11 protein-coding genes, 4 tRNA genes and 2 rRNA genes are annotated in these 15,233 nt (G+C 54.1%); all 17 read left to right on the plus strand.

The features are described 5' to 3' along the window. The first annotated feature begins 237 nt into the window (after positions 1-237). The 17 genes from NRG23_RS22415 to rpoB all read left to right on the plus strand — a co-directional run bounded on the left by NRG23_RS22415 (position 238) and on the right by rpoB (position 15,181). Positions 238-3,129 (plus strand): 23S ribosomal RNA (locus NRG23_RS22415). 147 nt (positions 3,130-3,276) lie between these two features. Further along, positions 3,277-3,392: ribosomal RNA gene (gene rrf / locus NRG23_RS22420) — 5S ribosomal RNA — on the plus strand. Between the two features lie 167 nt (positions 3,393-3,559). Continuing rightward, entirely contained in the window at positions 3,560-4,519 is a 960-nt protein-coding gene (gene birA, locus NRG23_RS22425; protein WP_009051128.1) for a bifunctional biotin--[acetyl-CoA-carboxylase] ligase/biotin operon repressor BirA, read from the plus strand. Beyond that, positions 4,509-5,258, plus strand: coding sequence for a pantothenate kinase (locus NRG23_RS22430; protein ID WP_009051127.1), 750 nt, complete (start codon positions 4,509-4,511; stop codon positions 5,256-5,258). Before birA ends, NRG23_RS22430 begins: the two co-directional genes overlap by 11 nt. A gap of 7 nt (positions 5,259-5,265) precedes the next feature. Continuing rightward, a complete protein-coding gene (locus NRG23_RS22435; protein WP_053270061.1) occupies positions 5,266-5,706 on the plus strand; it encodes a hypothetical protein in 441 nt (146 codons plus the stop codon). A gap of 142 nt (positions 5,707-5,848) precedes the next feature. Continuing rightward, a tRNA-Tyr gene (locus NRG23_RS22440) sits at positions 5,849-5,933 on the plus strand. Positions 5,934-5,958: 25 nt separating this feature from the next. Further along, a tRNA-Gly gene (locus NRG23_RS22445) sits at positions 5,959-6,032 on the plus strand. 26 nt (positions 6,033-6,058) lie between these two features. Continuing rightward, positions 6,059-6,134 (plus strand) — tRNA-Thr (locus NRG23_RS22450). An 84-nt stretch (positions 6,135-6,218) separates the two neighbouring features. Continuing rightward, complete coding sequence (tuf, locus tag NRG23_RS22455; protein ID WP_257372168.1) at positions 6,219-7,412, plus strand: elongation factor Tu; 1,194 nt, start codon at positions 6,219-6,221, stop codon at positions 7,410-7,412. Between the two features lie 53 nt (positions 7,413-7,465). Beyond that, positions 7,466-7,541 (plus strand) — tRNA-Trp (locus NRG23_RS22460). 45 nt (positions 7,542-7,586) lie between these two features. Further along, positions 7,587-7,955 (plus strand): preprotein translocase subunit SecE, encoded by a 369-nt coding sequence (gene secE, locus NRG23_RS22465; RefSeq protein WP_009045851.1) that lies wholly within the window; start codon positions 7,587-7,589, stop codon positions 7,953-7,955. A gap of 9 nt (positions 7,956-7,964) precedes the next feature. Beyond that, positions 7,965-8,498 (plus strand): transcription termination/antitermination protein NusG, encoded by a 534-nt coding sequence (nusG, locus tag NRG23_RS22470; protein WP_002555501.1) that lies wholly within the window; start codon positions 7,965-7,967, stop codon positions 8,496-8,498. 118 nt (positions 8,499-8,616) lie between these two features. Continuing rightward, positions 8,617-9,048, plus strand: a complete 432-nt coding sequence (gene rplK / locus NRG23_RS22475; protein WP_003176435.1) for a 50S ribosomal protein L11 — start codon at positions 8,617-8,619, stop codon at positions 9,046-9,048. Beyond that, a complete protein-coding gene (rplA, locus tag NRG23_RS22480) occupies positions 9,048-9,743 on the plus strand; it encodes a 50S ribosomal protein L1 (RefSeq protein WP_009051121.1) in 696 nt (231 codons plus the stop codon). The genes rplK and rplA overlap by 1 nt, the downstream gene beginning before the upstream one ends. Before the next feature lie 198 nt (positions 9,744-9,941). Next, entirely contained in the window at positions 9,942-10,442 is a 501-nt protein-coding gene (gene rplJ / locus NRG23_RS22485) for a 50S ribosomal protein L10 (RefSeq protein WP_007925954.1), read from the plus strand. 80 nt (positions 10,443-10,522) lie between these two features. Then, positions 10,523-10,888: a 50S ribosomal protein L7/L12 gene (gene rplL / locus NRG23_RS22490; protein ID WP_007925956.1), complete on the plus strand. Its 366-nt coding sequence runs from the start codon at positions 10,523-10,525 to the stop codon at positions 10,886-10,888. A 219-nt stretch (positions 10,889-11,107) separates the two neighbouring features. Next, entirely contained in the window at positions 11,108-15,181 is a 4,074-nt protein-coding gene (rpoB, locus tag NRG23_RS22495; RefSeq protein ID WP_007925957.1) for a DNA-directed RNA polymerase subunit beta, read from the plus strand. The last annotated feature ends 52 nt before the right edge of the window (positions 15,182-15,233 follow it).

The raw sequence follows: 15,233 nt of genomic DNA on the forward strand, positions 1-15,233 counted from the left end.
ACAGATTGGTGTCCATCGTTTAAAGCTTAGAAATGAGCATTCCGCTGATTGGCGATGAATGTTGATTTCTGATCTTTATCAGAATCGTTCTTTAAAAATTTGGGTATGTGATAGAAAGATAGACTGGATAGCACTTTCACTGGTGTTTATTCAGGCTAAGGTAAAATTTGTGAGTTTAATCGCGAATTTTCGGCGAATGTCGTCTTCACAGTATAACCAGATTGCTTGGGGTTATATGGTCAAGTGAAGAAGCGCATACGGTGGATGCCTTGGCAGTCAGAGGCGATGAAAGACGTGGTAGCCTGCGAAAAGCTTCGGGGAGTCGGCAAACAGACTTTGATCCGGAGATGTCTGAATGGGGGAACCCAGCCATCATAAGATGGTTATCTTGTACTGAATACATAGGTGCAAGAGGCGAACCAGGGGAACTGAAACATCTAAGTACCCTGAGGAAAAGAAATCAACCGAGATTCCCTTAGTAGTGGCGAGCGAACGGGGACTAGCCCTTAAGTGGCTTTGAGATTAGCGGAACGCTCTGGAAAGTGCGGCCATAGTGGGTGATAGCCCTGTACGCGAAAGTCTCTTAGTCATGAAATCGAGTAGGACGGAGCACGAGAAACTTTGTCTGAATATGGGGGGACCATCCTCCAAGGCTAAATACTACTGACTGACCGATAGTGAACTAGTACCGTGAGGGAAAGGCGAAAAGAACCCCGGAGAGGGGAGTGAAATAGATCCTGAAACCGTATGCGTACAAGCAGTGGGAGCAGACTTTGTTCTGTGACTGCGTACCTTTTGTATAATGGGTCAGCGACTTATATTCAGTGGCGAGCTTAACCGAATAGGGGAGGCGTAGCGAAAGCGAGTCTTAATAGGGCGTTTAGTCGCTGGGTATAGACCCGAAACCGGGCGATCTATCCATGGGCAGGTTGAAGGTTAGGTAACACTGACTGGAGGACCGAACCGACTACCGTTGAAAAGTTAGCGGATGACCTGTGGATCGGAGTGAAAGGCTAATCAAGCTCGGAGATAGCTGGTTCTCCTCGAAAGCTATTTAGGTAGCGCCTCATGTATCACTGTAGGGGGTAGAGCACTGTTTCGGCTAGGGGGTCATCCCGACTTACCAAACCGATGCAAACTCCGAATACCTACAAGTGCCGAGCATGGGAGACACACGGCGGGTGCTAACGTCCGTCGTGAAAAGGGAAACAACCCAGACCGTCAGCTAAGGTCCCAAAGTTATGGTTAAGTGGGAAACGATGTGGGAAGGCTTAGACAGCTAGGAGGTTGGCTTAGAAGCAGCCACCCTTTAAAGAAAGCGTAATAGCTCACTAGTCGAGTCGGCCTGCGCGGAAGATGTAACGGGGCTCAAACCATACACCGAAGCTACGGGTATCACGTAAGTGATGCGGTAGAGGAGCGTTCTGTAAGCCTGTGAAGGTGAGTTGAGAAGCTTGCTGGAGGTATCAGAAGTGCGAATGCTGACATGAGTAACGACAATGGGTGTGAAAAACACCCACGCCGAAAGACCAAGGTTTCCTGCGCAACGTTAATCGACGCAGGGTTAGTCGGTCCCTAAGGCGAGGCTGAAAAGCGTAGTCGATGGAAAACAGGTTAATATTCCTGTACTTCTAGTTATTGCGATGGAGGGACGGAGAAGGCTAGGCCAGCTTGGCGTTGGTTGTCCAAGTTTAAGGTGGTAGGCTGGAATCTTAGGTAAATCCGGGGTTCTAAGGCCGAGAGCTGATGACGAGTTACCTTTTAGGTGACGAAGTGGTTGATGCCATGCTTCCAAGAAAAGCTTCTAAGCTTCAGATAACTAGGAACCGTACCCCAAACCGACACAGGTGGTTGGGTAGAGAATACCAAGGCGCTTGAGAGAACTCGGGTGAAGGAACTAGGCAAAATGGCACCGTAACTTCGGGAGAAGGTGCGCCGGTGAGGGTGAAGGACTTGCTCCGTAAGCCCATGCCGGTCGAAGATACCAGGCCGCTGCGACTGTTTATTAAAAACACAGCACTCTGCAAACACGAAAGTGGACGTATAGGGTGTGACGCCTGCCCGGTGCCGGAAGGTTAATTGATGGGGTTAGCTAACGCGAAGCTCTTGATCGAAGCCCCGGTAAACGGCGGCCGTAACTATAACGGTCCTAAGGTAGCGAAATTCCTTGTCGGGTAAGTTCCGACCTGCACGAATGGCGTAACGATGGCGGCGCTGTCTCCACCCGAGACTCAGTGAAATTGAAATCGCTGTGAAGATGCAGTGTATCCGCGGCTAGACGGAAAGACCCCGTGAACCTTTACTATAGCTTTGCACTGGACTTTGAATTTGCTTGTGTAGGATAGGTGGGAGGCTTTGAAGCGTGGACGCCAGTTCGCGTGGAGCCATCCTTGAAATACCACCCTGGCAACTTTGAGGTTCTAACTCAGGTCCGTTATCCGGATCGAGGACAGTGTATGGTGGGTAGTTTGACTGGGGCGGTCTCCTCCTAAAGAGTAACGGAGGAGTACGAAGGTGCGCTCAGACCGGTCGGAAATCGGTCGTAGAGTATAAAGGCAAAAGCGCGCTTGACTGCGAGACAGACACGTCGAGCAGGTACGAAAGTAGGTCTTAGTGATCCGGTGGTTCTGTATGGAAGGGCCATCGCTCAACGGATAAAAGGTACTCCGGGGATAACAGGCTGATACCGCCCAAGAGTTCATATCGACGGCGGTGTTTGGCACCTCGATGTCGGCTCATCACATCCTGGGGCTGAAGCCGGTCCCAAGGGTATGGCTGTTCGCCATTTAAAGTGGTACGCGAGCTGGGTTTAGAACGTCGTGAGACAGTTCGGTCCCTATCTGCCGTGGACGTTTGAGATTTGAGAGGGGCTGCTCCTAGTACGAGAGGACCGGAGTGGACGAACCTCTGGTGTTCCGGTTGTCACGCCAGTGGCATTGCCGGGTAGCTATGTTCGGAAAAGATAACCGCTGAAAGCATCTAAGCGGGAAACTTGCCTCAAGATGAGATCTCACTGGAACCTTGAGTTCCCTGAAGGGCCGTCGAAGACTACGACGTTGATAGGTTGGGTGTGTAAGCGCTGTGAGGCGTTGAGCTAACCAATACTAATTGCCCGTGAGGCTTGACCATATAACACCCAAGCAATTTGCTTAAGAGCGAGTTGCGGTGTGTGAAGACGAAACGAACCGAAAGTTTGCACTACTCACAAAAGCACCACAAAGCTATTACATACCCAATTTGCTGAAGCGTCGAAAGACGACTCGGCACACCGAATTTCTTGACGACCATAGAGCATTGGAACCACCTGATCCCATCCCGAACTCAGAAGTGAAACGATGCATCGCCGATGGTAGTGTGGGGTTTCCCCATGTGAGAGTAGGTCATCGTCAAGATTAAATTCCGAAACCCCAATTGCGAAAGCAGTTGGGGTTTTGTTTTTGTGCGCAGAAAAAACATTCTGAATTGCAGGCGCTAGCTGCTTGATTGTGCCTGTCACGCTTTCTATGCAACAGCCTTAGGCATGGCTATCATGCCTGCCTCATTGTGAGGCGAGATCTGCATGCTGACATTGTTGGAGCTTCTGAAGGACGGGCGGTTTCACTCGGGCCAGGCCCTTGGTGCTGCCTTGGGTATTAGCCGTAGTGCCGTGTGGAAGCAGTTGCAGCAGTTGGAGGCTGATCTGGGGCTTTCTATCCATAAAGTCCGCGGTCGCGGTTATCAGCTGGCGGCTCCGCTGATGCTCCTGAGCCCGGCAGATATTTGCGAGCAGTCAAAGGATTGCCCTTGGGCTGTGTTGGCTTTCGATTCCATCGACTCTACAAATGCTGAAGCTCTGAGGGCTGTCGAGCGCGGCGTGCCTGCGCCGTTCCTGGTGCTCGCTGAGCGTCAGACGGCGGGGCGTGGTCGGAGAGGTCGCAAATGGGTGAGCCCTTTTGCAGAAAATGTTTATTACAGTCTCGTGCTGCGTATCGATGGTGGAATGCGTCAGCTTGAAGGGCTCAGCTTGGTGGTCGGGCTGGCAGTCATGCAGACCTTGCGTGAGTTTGGAGTTGCTGGTGCGGGTCTGAAGTGGCCAAACGATGTTTTGGTTGGGCGCAAAAAAATCGCTGGAATCCTGCTGGAGTTGGTTGGGGATCCTGCCGATGTTTGTCATGTGGTTCTGGGTGTGGGTATCAACGTCAACATGCAGAAAACTGACGAGGTTGATCAGCAGTGGACTTCTATGCGGCTTGAGTCCGGTAAGCAGGTTGATCGCAACCAGTTGGTTGCTCGGCTGAGTATGATGCTGAGGGCTTACCTGGAGCGTCACCAAGCCCAGGGCTTTTCCTCTATTCAAGAGGAGTGGGAGCAGAATCACTTGTGGCAAGGTAATGCGGTGTCTCTGATTGCTGGGGTCAATAAAATAGACGGTGTTGTTATGGGCATCGATCAGCAAGGGGCATTGCGATTGGAAGTAGATGGGGTTGAGAGGGTCTACAGCGGTGGTGAGCTCAGCTTGAGGTTGCGCGATGATTCTTGAGCTTGACTGTGGAAACAGCTTCATTAAGTGGCGTGTTCTGAATAATGCCGCGCTTGGGGTATTTGCTGAGGGTGTGGTTGGTTCCGATGACGCCTTGGTCGGGCATCTGCGTGCGCTAAACGGCTTGGTCTTGAGCCGCTGCCGTTTGGTCAGCGTTCGCACGGTCGAAGAGACGAACAAGCTTACTTCTATGTTGGTACAGGCTTTTGGTGTATCGGTGGTCTGTGCTGCGCCTGCGAAAGAAATGGCAGGCGTACGAAATGGCTATGAGGAGTTTGAGCGACTTGGTCTGGACCGCTGGCTTGCCATGCTGGGGGGCTTTCGCCTGGCAGCTGGTGCTTGTCTGGTGCTCGATTTTGGGACAGCTGTTACTGCGGACTTCATTGCGGCGGATGGGGAGCACCTGGGGGGCTTTATCTGCCCGGGGATGCCATTGATGCGTAATCAGTTGAGAACTCACACTCGTCGGATTCGGTACGACGATTTGTCTGCCGAGCGCGCCTTGGAGAGTCTGTTGCCGGGGCGTACGACGGTTGAAGCGGTAGAGCGCGGCTGCTCATTGATGTTGAGAGGGTTTGTGCTGACTCAGCTGGAGCTGGCGCGCGACTATTGGGGGGAAGATTTCGTGGTGTTCCTCACTGGTGGTGATGCTGAGCTGGTTTCTGGTGTCGTGCCGCAGGGGCGAGTGGTCCCTGATCTGGTTTTTGTCGGATTGGCTATGGCTTGCCCATTGTCCTGAGGTTTTTATGCGCTGGTTGTTCCTGCTGCTCCTGGTTCTCAATGTGTTCTATTACGTCTGGCATCAGCAGGAGGCGCCTTTGCGTGCGAAGGAGGTAACGCCTCTGACGCTTTATAAAGGGGCTCAGCAGGATATTCGCTTACTGAGTGAGTCGTCTGGCTCGCTCTCCAGGCGTGACAAGGGGGGCGAGGCTCAAGGCGATTGCCTCTATATAGGTGGTTTTGCTCGCCGTGATCAGGCTCAAACGCTTGAGCAGCGCCTGTCGGTATTGGGTGTGGAGGTTCGGTTGAAGTCTTTGGCTCTGCCTGATGCTTCTGGTTACTGGTTGCGTGTGGCCCCTGAAAGCAAGCATTTGCTGGATGATTCGTTGCTGCAGAATCTTGCTAAAGAATTCAATGAGTTAAAACATAAAATAATGTCATGCGAAGGCATTGCAACTGCCGAATAGTTTGCATAGAATGGCGCCCGCTCCGCAGTGAAGACCTCTAGAGGTAGACGCAGCGAAGCAAGGTCAATGCAGCTAACCTCAGGTTTTTAATGAGAAAATGCTTGACAGAAGGGTGGCATAGTATAGAATGCTGCCTCGCTTAGGAGGGGTTCCCGAGCGGCCAAAGGGATCAGACTGTAAATCTGACGTCTACGACTTCGAAGGTTCGAATCCTTCCCCCTCCACCAGATTTAAGCGTGAGCTGCAAGCTCCGCGGGTATAGTTTAGTGGTAGAACCTCAGCCTTCCAAGCTGATGATGCGGGTTCGATTCCCGCTACCCGCTCCAAGTTTGCAGGTTGTGCAAAGTGTTTCGCTCTTGTAGCTCAGTTGGTAGAGCACACCCTTGGTAAGGGTGAGGTCAGCGGTTCAAATCCGCTCAAGAGCTCCATATAACAAGGCAGATATGAAAATATCTGCCTTTGTTTTAATGGCTTGTGTGACTTGCTCAATTCTTCTCCTAGGGGTGATTTCGATGGCTAAGGAAAAGTTCGAACGTAATAAGCCGCACGTCAACGTTGGTACCATTGGTCACGTTGACCACGGTAAAACCACTCTGACTGCTGCTCTGACTCGCGTCTGCTCCGAGGTTTTCGGTTCGGCTCGTGTTGACTTCGACAAGATCGACAGCGCCCCAGAAGAAAAAGCTCGTGGTATCACCATCAACACTGCGCACGTAGAGTACGACTCGAACATTCGTCACTACGCGCACGTTGACTGCCCAGGCCACGCCGACTACGTCAAAAACATGATCACTGGTGCTGCCCAGATGGACGGCGCGATCCTGGTTTGTTCGGCTGCCGATGGTCCGATGCCACAAACTCGTGAGCACATCCTGCTGTCCCGTCAGGTAGGCGTTCCGTACATCGTTGTCTTCCTGAACAAGGCTGACATGGTTGACGACGCTGAGCTGCTGGAACTGGTTGAGATGGAAGTGCGCGATCTGCTGAGCACTTACGACTTCCCAGGTGATGACACTCCAATCATCATCGGTTCGGCTCTGATGGCTCTGAACGGCCAAGACGACAACGAAATGGGCACTACCGCTGTTAAGAGGCTGGTAGAAACTCTGGATACCTACATCCCAGAGCCAGAGCGTGCTATCGACAAGCCGTTCCTGATGCCTATCGAAGACGTGTTCTCGATCTCCGGTCGTGGCACCGTGGTAACTGGCCGTGTTGAGCGTGGTATCGTTCGCATCCAGGAAGAAGTTGAGATCGTTGGTCTGCGCGAAACTCAGAAAACCACCTGCACCGGCGTTGAAATGTTCCGCAAGCTGCTCGACGAAGGTCGTGCTGGCGAGAACTGCGGCGTTCTGCTGCGTGGCACCAAGCGTGACGATGTTGAGCGTGGCCAGGTTCTGGTTAAGCCAGGTACCGTTAAGCCGCACACCAAGTTCACTGCTGAAGTGTACGTTCTGAGCAAAGAAGAAGGCGGTCGTCATACTCCGTTCTTCAAAGGCTACCGTCCACAGTTCTACTTCCGTACTACTGACGTGACTGGTAACTGCGAGTTGCCAGAAGGCGTTGAAATGGTAATGCCAGGTGACAACATCCAGATGACTGTCACTCTGATCAAAACCATCGCGATGGAAGATGGTCTGCGTTTCGCTATCCGTGAAGGCGGTCGTACCGTCGGCGCTGGCGTCGTGGCCAAGGTCATCGAGTAAGTTCTTGATATATCTCCATCGGGCCGGCATAATGGTCGGCCTGATTTGTTTTTAGGTCAGTAGCTCAATTGGCAGAGCGACGGTCTCCAAAACCGTAGGTTGGGGGTTCGATTCCCTCCTGACCTGCCAGATTCACTCGGTGTGTCTGGCTTTCTTTTCACAGGATCTTCATAGATGACTCCTAAAGCTGAAGCTCAAGGCTCTCGCTTCGATCTGCTCAAGTGGCTTGTAGTAGTTGCTTTGGTGGTCGTTGGCGTTGTCGGTAATCAGTATTACTCTGCTTCGCCGATCCTGTACCGTGTGCTCGCTTTGCTTGCCATTGCTGCTGTAGCTGCCTTTGTAGGCTTGCAGACGGCCAAGGGCAAGTCTTTCTTTGTACTGGTTAAGGAAGCTCGCACCGAGATTCGTAAAGTCGTATGGCCAACTCGCCAAGAAACCACGCAGACCACGTTGATCGTAGTGGCTGTTGTTCTGGTTATGGCGTTGCTGTTGTGGGGGCTTGATTCCCTGCTCGGCTGGCTCGTTTCCTTGATTGTTGGCTAAGGGTGTCCCGTGGCTAAGCGTTGGTACGTTGTGCATGCTTACTCGGGTTATGAGAAGCATGTAATGCGTTCGTTGATCGAGCGCGTAAAGCTGGCTGGCATGGAAGATGGCTTTGGCGAAATTCTGGTTCCCACTGAAGAAGTGGTTGAAATGCGTAATGGCCAGAAACGCAAAAGTGAGCGCAAGTTCTTCCCTGGTTATGTGCTGGTTCAGATGGATATGAACGAGGGTACTTGGCACTTGGTCAAGGATACTCCTCGGGTGATGGGCTTCATTGGTGGTACAGCCGACAAGCCTGCGCCAATCACGGACAAAGAGGCAGAAGCGATTCTGCGTCGTGTCGCTGATGGTAGCGACAAGCCTAAGCCGAAGACTCTGTTCGAGCCGGGTGAGGTTGTTCGTGTTACCGATGGTCCGTTCGCTGACTTTAACGGCACTGTCGAAGAAGTTAACTACGAAAAGAGCCGGATCCAAGTGGCTGTGCTCATTTTCGGTCGCTCTACTCCGGTAGAGCTAGAGTTCAGTCAGGTCGAAAAGGCATAACTGAACGAGAATCCCATACCCCGCAGCCCAAGGCTGTGGGGTTTTGTCGTCACTGGGATAAACGCGCAAGTAACCGGGGAGCCTTTCTAGGCGTTTGAACCCGTAATTGGAGTGCCTCATGGCTAAGAAGATTACTGCTTACATCAAGCTGCAAGTGAAGGCCGCACAGGCCAACCCAAGTCCACCCGTCGGTCCAGCTCTGGGTCAGCACGGCGTGAACATCATGGAATTCTGCAAGGCCTTCAACGCCCGTACCCAGGGTCTTGAGCCAGGTCTGCCGACTCCTGTGATCATCACTGTTTACAGTGACCGCAGCTTCACTTTCGAAACTAAGAGCACCCCTGCTTCGGTTCTGCTGAAGAAAGCTGCTGGCCTGACCAGCGGTTCCGCTCGTCCGAACACCGTTAAGGTTGGCACCGTTACCCGTGCTCAGCTGGAAGAAATCGCGAAAACCAAAAACGCGGATCTGACTGCAGCTGATATGGATGCAGCCGTGCGTACTATCGCCGGTTCTGCTCGTAGCATGGGCCTTAACGTGGAGGGTGTGTAATGGCTAAGCTGACCAAGCGCCAAAAGGCTATCGCGGGCAAGATTGAAGCGGGCAAGGCCTACAGCTTCGTAGACGCAGCTGCTCTCCTGACCGAGCTGTCGACCGTCAAGTTCAGCGAGTCTGTCGACGTCGCTGTAAACCTGGGCGTTGACCCACGTAAATCTGACCAGGTTGTTCGCAGCGCTACCGTGCTGCCACATGGCACTGGCAAGACTGTACGTGTAGCTGTGTTCACCCAAGGTCCAGCTGCTGAAGCTGCCCTGGCTGCCGGCGCTGATCGCGTAGGTATGGACGACCTGGCTGCCGAAATGAAAGGCGGCGACCTGAACTATGACGTGGTTATTGCTTCCCCGGATGCAATGCGCGTTGTAGGTCAACTGGGTCAGATCCTCGGTCCACGTGGTCTGATGCCTAACCCTAAGGTTGGTACCGTAACTCCAGACGTAGCAGGCGCTGTTAAAAACGCCAAGGCTGGTCAGGTTCGTTATCGCACCGACAAAAACGGCATTATCCACACCTCCGTTGGCAAGGTTGGCTTCGACGCCATCAAGCTGAAGGAAAACGTTGAAGCCCTGATCGCTGATCTGAAGCGTATCAAGCCAGCTTCTTCGAAAGGTATCTACGTCAAGCGCGTTACCCTGAGCACCACTATGGGCCCAGGTCTGGTCATCGACCAGGGTTCGCTGGACGTATAAGACACAGGTTGACGCAAGAGATTGCGTCAATTGAAAGATTGGGGTCCCTGCCTGGCGGGGGCTATCCAAGACCGTAGGCGACGCAAGTCTTAAACCACAAGCCTACGCAGATGGTGCTCCCGGTTCCTTACCGAATCAGACACCAAAACGACATCCGGCCTCGGTTGGATGAAACGGTAACAAGCAGGAGTTGAACCCGTGGCAATTAAACTCGAAGACAAGAAGGCCATCGTCGCTGAAGTCAACGAGGCTGCCAAAGGCGCTCTGTCCGCTGTCGTGGCTGATGCCCGTGGTGTGACAGTAGGCGCTATGACCGGACTCCGTAAAGAGGCCCGCGAAGCTGGCGTGTATGTACGTGTCGTACGTAACACCCTGCTCAAGCGCGCAGTTGAAGGCACTCAATATGACGTGCTCAACGACGCGTTCGTCGGCCCTACCCTGATTGCATTCTCCAAGGAACATCCGGGCGCTGCTGCTCGTATTTTCAAAGAGTTCGCAAAGGGTCAGGAAAAGTTCGAGATCAAGGCAGCTGCGTTCGAGGGCAAGTACCTCGCAGCAAACGAGATCGACGTGTTGGCTTCGCTGCCAACTCGCGACGAAGCTATTGCGAAGCTGATGAGCGTGATCCAAGGCGCTACCAGCAAGCTGGCTCGTACTCTGGCGGCCATTCGCGACCAGAAAGAAGCTGCTGCTGCCTAAGGCACTGCAAGCCCTTTCAAAATCATATGTTTAATTTGATGGCTGCGTAGGCTGTCACCCCAATACAGGAATTTATAGTCATGTCTCTGACTAACGAGCAAATCATCGAAGCAATCGGCCAGAAAACCGTTCTGGAAGTTGTTGAGCTGATCAAAGCAATGGAAGAAACCTTCGGCGTTACCGCTGCTGTTGCCGCTGCTGGCCCAGCTGCTGCTGCCGCTGTTGTTGAAGAACAAACTGAATTCAACGTCATGCTGACCGAAGCTGGCGAGAAGAAAGTTAACGTGATCAAGGCTGTACGTGAACTGACCGGTCTGGGCCTGAAAGAAGCCAAGGCTGTAGTTGACGGCGCTCCTGCCATGGTTCTGGAAGGCGTTGCTAAAGAAGCCGCTGACAAAGCCAAAGCAGCTCTGGAAGAAGCAGGCGCTAAAGTCGAGCTGAAGTAAGCATCGACTTTGTGTCTCCAGCCCAAGCGTTAAGCTGAGGCTGATGGCTGGTGGCTCTTGCCACCGGCCTTTTTCCGTTATTGGCAGCCGACTGGGTCGGTGCTTCTAACGTGCTGTAACCACCCTGTGCGGTGGCGCAAACCAAAGGGTTTGCACGATTTTCTGGCTGCTCCCGTCGGGAGGGGCCAAATAAGCAGGTGACCAAGCTGGGGAACGCTGATGGCTTACTCATATACTGAGAAAAAACGTATCCGCAAGGACTTTAGCAAGTTGCCGGACGTCATGGATGTGCCGTACCTCCTGGCCATCCAGCTGGATTCGTATCGTGAATTCTTGCAAGCGGGAGCGACTAAAGATCAGTTCCGCGACGTGGGCCTGCATGCGGCCTTCAAATCCGTTTTCCCGATCATCAGCTACTCCGGCAATGCTGCGTTGGAGTATGTCGGTTATCGCCTGGGCGAACCGGCATTTGATGTCAAAGAATGCGTGCTGCGCGGTGTAACTTACGCCGTACCTTTGCGGGTAAAAGTTCGTCTGATCATTTTCGACAAAGAATCGTCGAACAAAGCGATCAAGGACATCAAAGAGCAAGAAGTCTACATGGGTGAAATCCCCCTGATGACTGAGAACGGTACCTTCGTAATCAACGGTACCGAGCGTGTAATCGTTTCCCAGCTGCACCGTTCCCCTGGCGTATTCTTCGACCACGACCGTGGCAAGACGCACAGCTCCGGTAAGCTGCTGTACTCCGCACGTATCATTCCTTATCGCGGTTCCTGGTTGGACTTCGAGTTCGACCCGAAAGACTGCGTATTCGTGCGTATCGACCGTCGTCGCAAGCTGCCTGCATCGGTACTGCTGCGTGCGTTGGGCTACACCACTGAGGAAGTGCTGGACGCTTTCTACACCACCAACGTATTCCACGTGCGCGGCGAAAGCCTGAGCCTGGAGTTGGTGCCTCAGCGCCTGCGTGGTGAAATTGCGGTCCTCGATATTCAGGATGACAAAGGCAAGGTTATTGTCGAGCAGGGTCGTCGTATTACTGCTCGCCACATCAACCAGCTGGAAAAAGCCGGGATCAAAGAGCTGGAAGTGCCTCTGGACTACGTCCTGGGTCGTACTACCGCCAAGGTCATCGTGCATCCGGCCACCGGCGAAATCCTGGCAGAGTGCAACACCGAGCTGAACACCGAGATCCTGGCGAAGATCGCCAAGGCTCAGGTTGTGCGCATCGAAACGCTGTACACCAACGATATCGATTGCGGTCCGTTCGTTTCCGACACTCTGAAGATCGACTCCACCACCAACCAGCTGGAAGCGTTGGTCGAGATCTATCGCATGATGCGTCCTGGCGAGCCTCCAACCAAGGATGCGGCCGAGACCCTGTTCAACAACCTGTTCTTCAGCCCTGAGCGTTATGACCTGTCTGCGGTCGGCCGGATGAAGTTCAACCGTCGTATCGGTCGTACCGAGATCGAAGGTTCCGGCGTGTTGTGCAAGGAAGACATCGTTGCGGTTCTGAAGACTCTGGTCGACATCCGTAACGGCAAAGGCATCGTCGATGACATCGACCACCTGGGTAACCGTCGTGTTCGCTGCGTAGGCGAGATGGCCGAGAACCAGTTCCGCGTTGGCCTGGTGCGTGTAGAGCGCGCGGTCAAAGAGCGTCTGTCGATGGCTGAAAGCGAAGGCCTGATGCCGCAAGACCTGATCAACGCCAAGCCAGTGGCGGCGGCGGTGAAGGAGTTCTTCGGTTCCAGCCAGCTGTCCCAGTTCATGGACCAGAACAACCCGCTGTCCGAGATCACCCACAAGCGCCGTGTCTCTGCGCTCGGCCCAGGCGGCCTGACTCGTGAGCGTGCAGGCTTCGAAGTTCGTGACGTACACCCGACTCACTACGGTCGTGTATGCCCGATCGAGACGCCGGAAGGTCCGAACATCGGTCTGATCAACTCCCTGGCCGCCTATGCTCGCACCAACCAGTACGGCTTCCTCGAGAGCCCGTACCGTGTGGTGAAAGAAGGTCTGGTGACCGACGAAATCGTGTTCCTGTCCGCTATCGAAGAGGCCGATCACGTGATCGCCCAGGCTTCGGCGACCATGAACGACAAAGGTCAGCTGATCGACGAGCTGGTAGCTGTTCGTCACCTGAACGAATTCACCGTCAAGGCGCCAGAAGACGTCACCTTGATGGACGTTTCGCCGAAGCAGGTAGTTTCGGTTGCGGCGTCGCTGATTCCGTTCCTCGAGCACGACGACGCCAACCGTGCGTTGATGGGTTCGAACATGCAGCGTCAGGCTGTACCAACCCTGCGTGCCGACAAGCCGCTGGTAGGTACCGGCATGGAGCGTAACGTTGCCCGTGACTCCGGCGTCTGCGTCGTGGCTCGTCGTGGCGGCGTGATCGACTCGGTTGATGCCAGCCGTATCGTGGTTCGTGTTGCAGATGACGAAGTTGAGCCAGGCGAAGCCGGTGTCGACATCTACAACCTGACCAAATACACCCGCTCCAACCAGAACACCTGCATCAACCAGCGTCCGCTGGTGAGCAAGGGTGATCGGGTTCAGCGCAGCGACATCATGGCCGACGGTCCGTCCACCGACATGGGTGAACTGGCTCTGGGTCAGAACATGCGCATCGCGTTCATGGCATGGAACGGCTTCAACTTCGAAGACTCCATCTGCCTGTCCGAGCGTGTGGTCCAGGAAGACCGCTTCACCACGATCCACATCCAGGAACTGACCTGTGTGGCCCGTGACACCAAGCTTGGCCCAGAGGAAATCACTGCGGACATCCCGAACGTGGGTGAAGCTGCACTGAACAAGCTGGACGAAGCCGGTATCGTTTATGTCGGTGCTGAAGTAGGCGCAGGCGACATCCTGGTCGGTAAGGTCACTCCGAAAGGCGAGACCCAGCTGACTCCGGAAGAAAAACTGCTGCGTGCAATCTTCGGTGAAAAAGCCAGCGACGTTAAAGACACCTCCCTGCGCGTACCTACCGGTACCAAGGGTACTGTCATCGACGTACAGGTCTTCACTCGTGACGGTGTAGAGCGTGACGCTCGTGCCCTGTCGATCGAGAAGAGCCAGCTCGACGAGATCCGCAAGGATCTGAACGAAGAGTTCCGTATCGTCGAAGGCGCCACTTTCGAACGTCTGCGTTCCGCTCTGGTCGGCCACAAAGCCGAAGGCGGCGCCGGCCTGAAGAAAGGTCAGGAAATCACCGACGAAGTACTCGACGGTCTTGAGCATGGCCAGTGGTTCAAACTGCGCATGGCTGAAGATGCTCTGAACGAGCAGCTCGAGAAGGCCCAGGCCTACATCGTTGATCGCCGCCGTCTGCTGGACGACAAGTTCGAAGACAAGAAGCGCAAGCTGCAGCAGGGCGATGACCTGGCTCCAGGCGTGCTGAAGATCGTCAAGGTTTACCTGGCAATCCGTCGTCGCATCCAGCCGGGCGACAAGATGGCCGGGCGTCACGGTAACAAGGGTGTGGTCTCCGTGATCATGCCGGTTGAAGACATGCCGCACGATGCCAATGGCACCCCGGTCGACGTCGTCCTCAACCCGTTGGGCGTACCTTCGCGTATGAACGTTGGTCAGATTCTCGAAACCCACCTGGGCCTCGCGGCCAAAGGTCTGGGCGAGAAGATCAATCGCATGGTCGAAGAGCAGCGCAAGGTCGCGGAACTGCGTAAGTTCCTGGACGAGATCTACAACCAGATCGGTGGTCGTAACGAAGATCTGGATAGTTTCTCCGATCAGGAAATCCTGGATCTGGCGAAAAACCTGCGCGGCGGCGTGCCGATGGCCACTCCGGTGTTCGACGGTGCCAAGGAAAGCGAAATCAAGGCCATGCTGAAACTGGCGGACCTGCCAGAAAGCGGCCAGATGCAGCTGACCGACGGCCGTACCGGCAACAAGTTCGAGCGCCCGGTTACTGTTGGCTACATGTACATGCTGAAGCTGAACCACTTGGTAGACGACAAGATGCACGCTCGTTCTACCGGTTCGTACAGCCTGGTTACCCAGCAGCCGCTGGGTGGTAAGGCGCAGTTCGGTGGTCAGCGTTTCGGGGAGATGGAGGTCTGGGCACTGGAAGCATACGGTGCTGCATACACTCTGCAAGAAATGCTCACAGTGAAGTCGGACGATGTGAACGGTCGGACCAAGATGTACAAAAACATCGTGGACGGCGATCACCGTATGGAGCCGGGCATGCCCGAGTCCTTCAACGTGTTGATCAAAGAAATTCGTTCCCTCGGCATCGATATCGATCTGGAAACCGAATAACACGTGACGCGAATCGAGAGCGGGGCAGGATTGCCCGCTCTCTGCTCCGCCA

The sequence above is a fragment of the Pseudomonas sp. T8 genome (assembly GCF_024610635.1).
In the GTDB taxonomy this organism is placed as follows: Bacteria; Pseudomonadota; Gammaproteobacteria; order Pseudomonadales; family Pseudomonadaceae; genus Aquipseudomonas; species Aquipseudomonas chlororaphis_I.

Coding starts and splice junctions, on each gene's coding strand:
- birA (WP_009051128.1), top strand. CDS start 3,560: ATGCTGACATTGTTGGAGCTTCTGAAGGACGGGCGGTTTCACTCGGGC.
- NRG23_RS22430 (WP_009051127.1), top strand. CDS start 4,509: ATGATTCTTGAGCTTGACTGTGGAAACAGCTTCATTAAGTGGCGTGTT.
- NRG23_RS22435 (WP_053270061.1), top strand. CDS start 5,266: ATGCGCTGGTTGTTCCTGCTGCTCCTGGTTCTCAATGTGTTCTATTAC.
- tuf (WP_257372168.1), top strand. CDS start 6,219: ATGGCTAAGGAAAAGTTCGAACGTAATAAGCCGCACGTCAACGTTGGT.
- secE (WP_009045851.1), top strand. CDS start 7,587: ATGACTCCTAAAGCTGAAGCTCAAGGCTCTCGCTTCGATCTGCTCAAG.
- rplK (WP_003176435.1), top strand. CDS start 8,617: ATGGCTAAGAAGATTACTGCTTACATCAAGCTGCAAGTGAAGGCCGCA.
- rplA (WP_009051121.1), top strand. CDS start 9,048: ATGGCTAAGCTGACCAAGCGCCAAAAGGCTATCGCGGGCAAGATTGAA.
- rplL (WP_007925956.1), top strand. CDS start 10,523: ATGTCTCTGACTAACGAGCAAATCATCGAAGCAATCGGCCAGAAAACC.
- rpoB (WP_007925957.1), top strand. CDS start 11,108: ATGGCTTACTCATATACTGAGAAAAAACGTATCCGCAAGGACTTTAGC.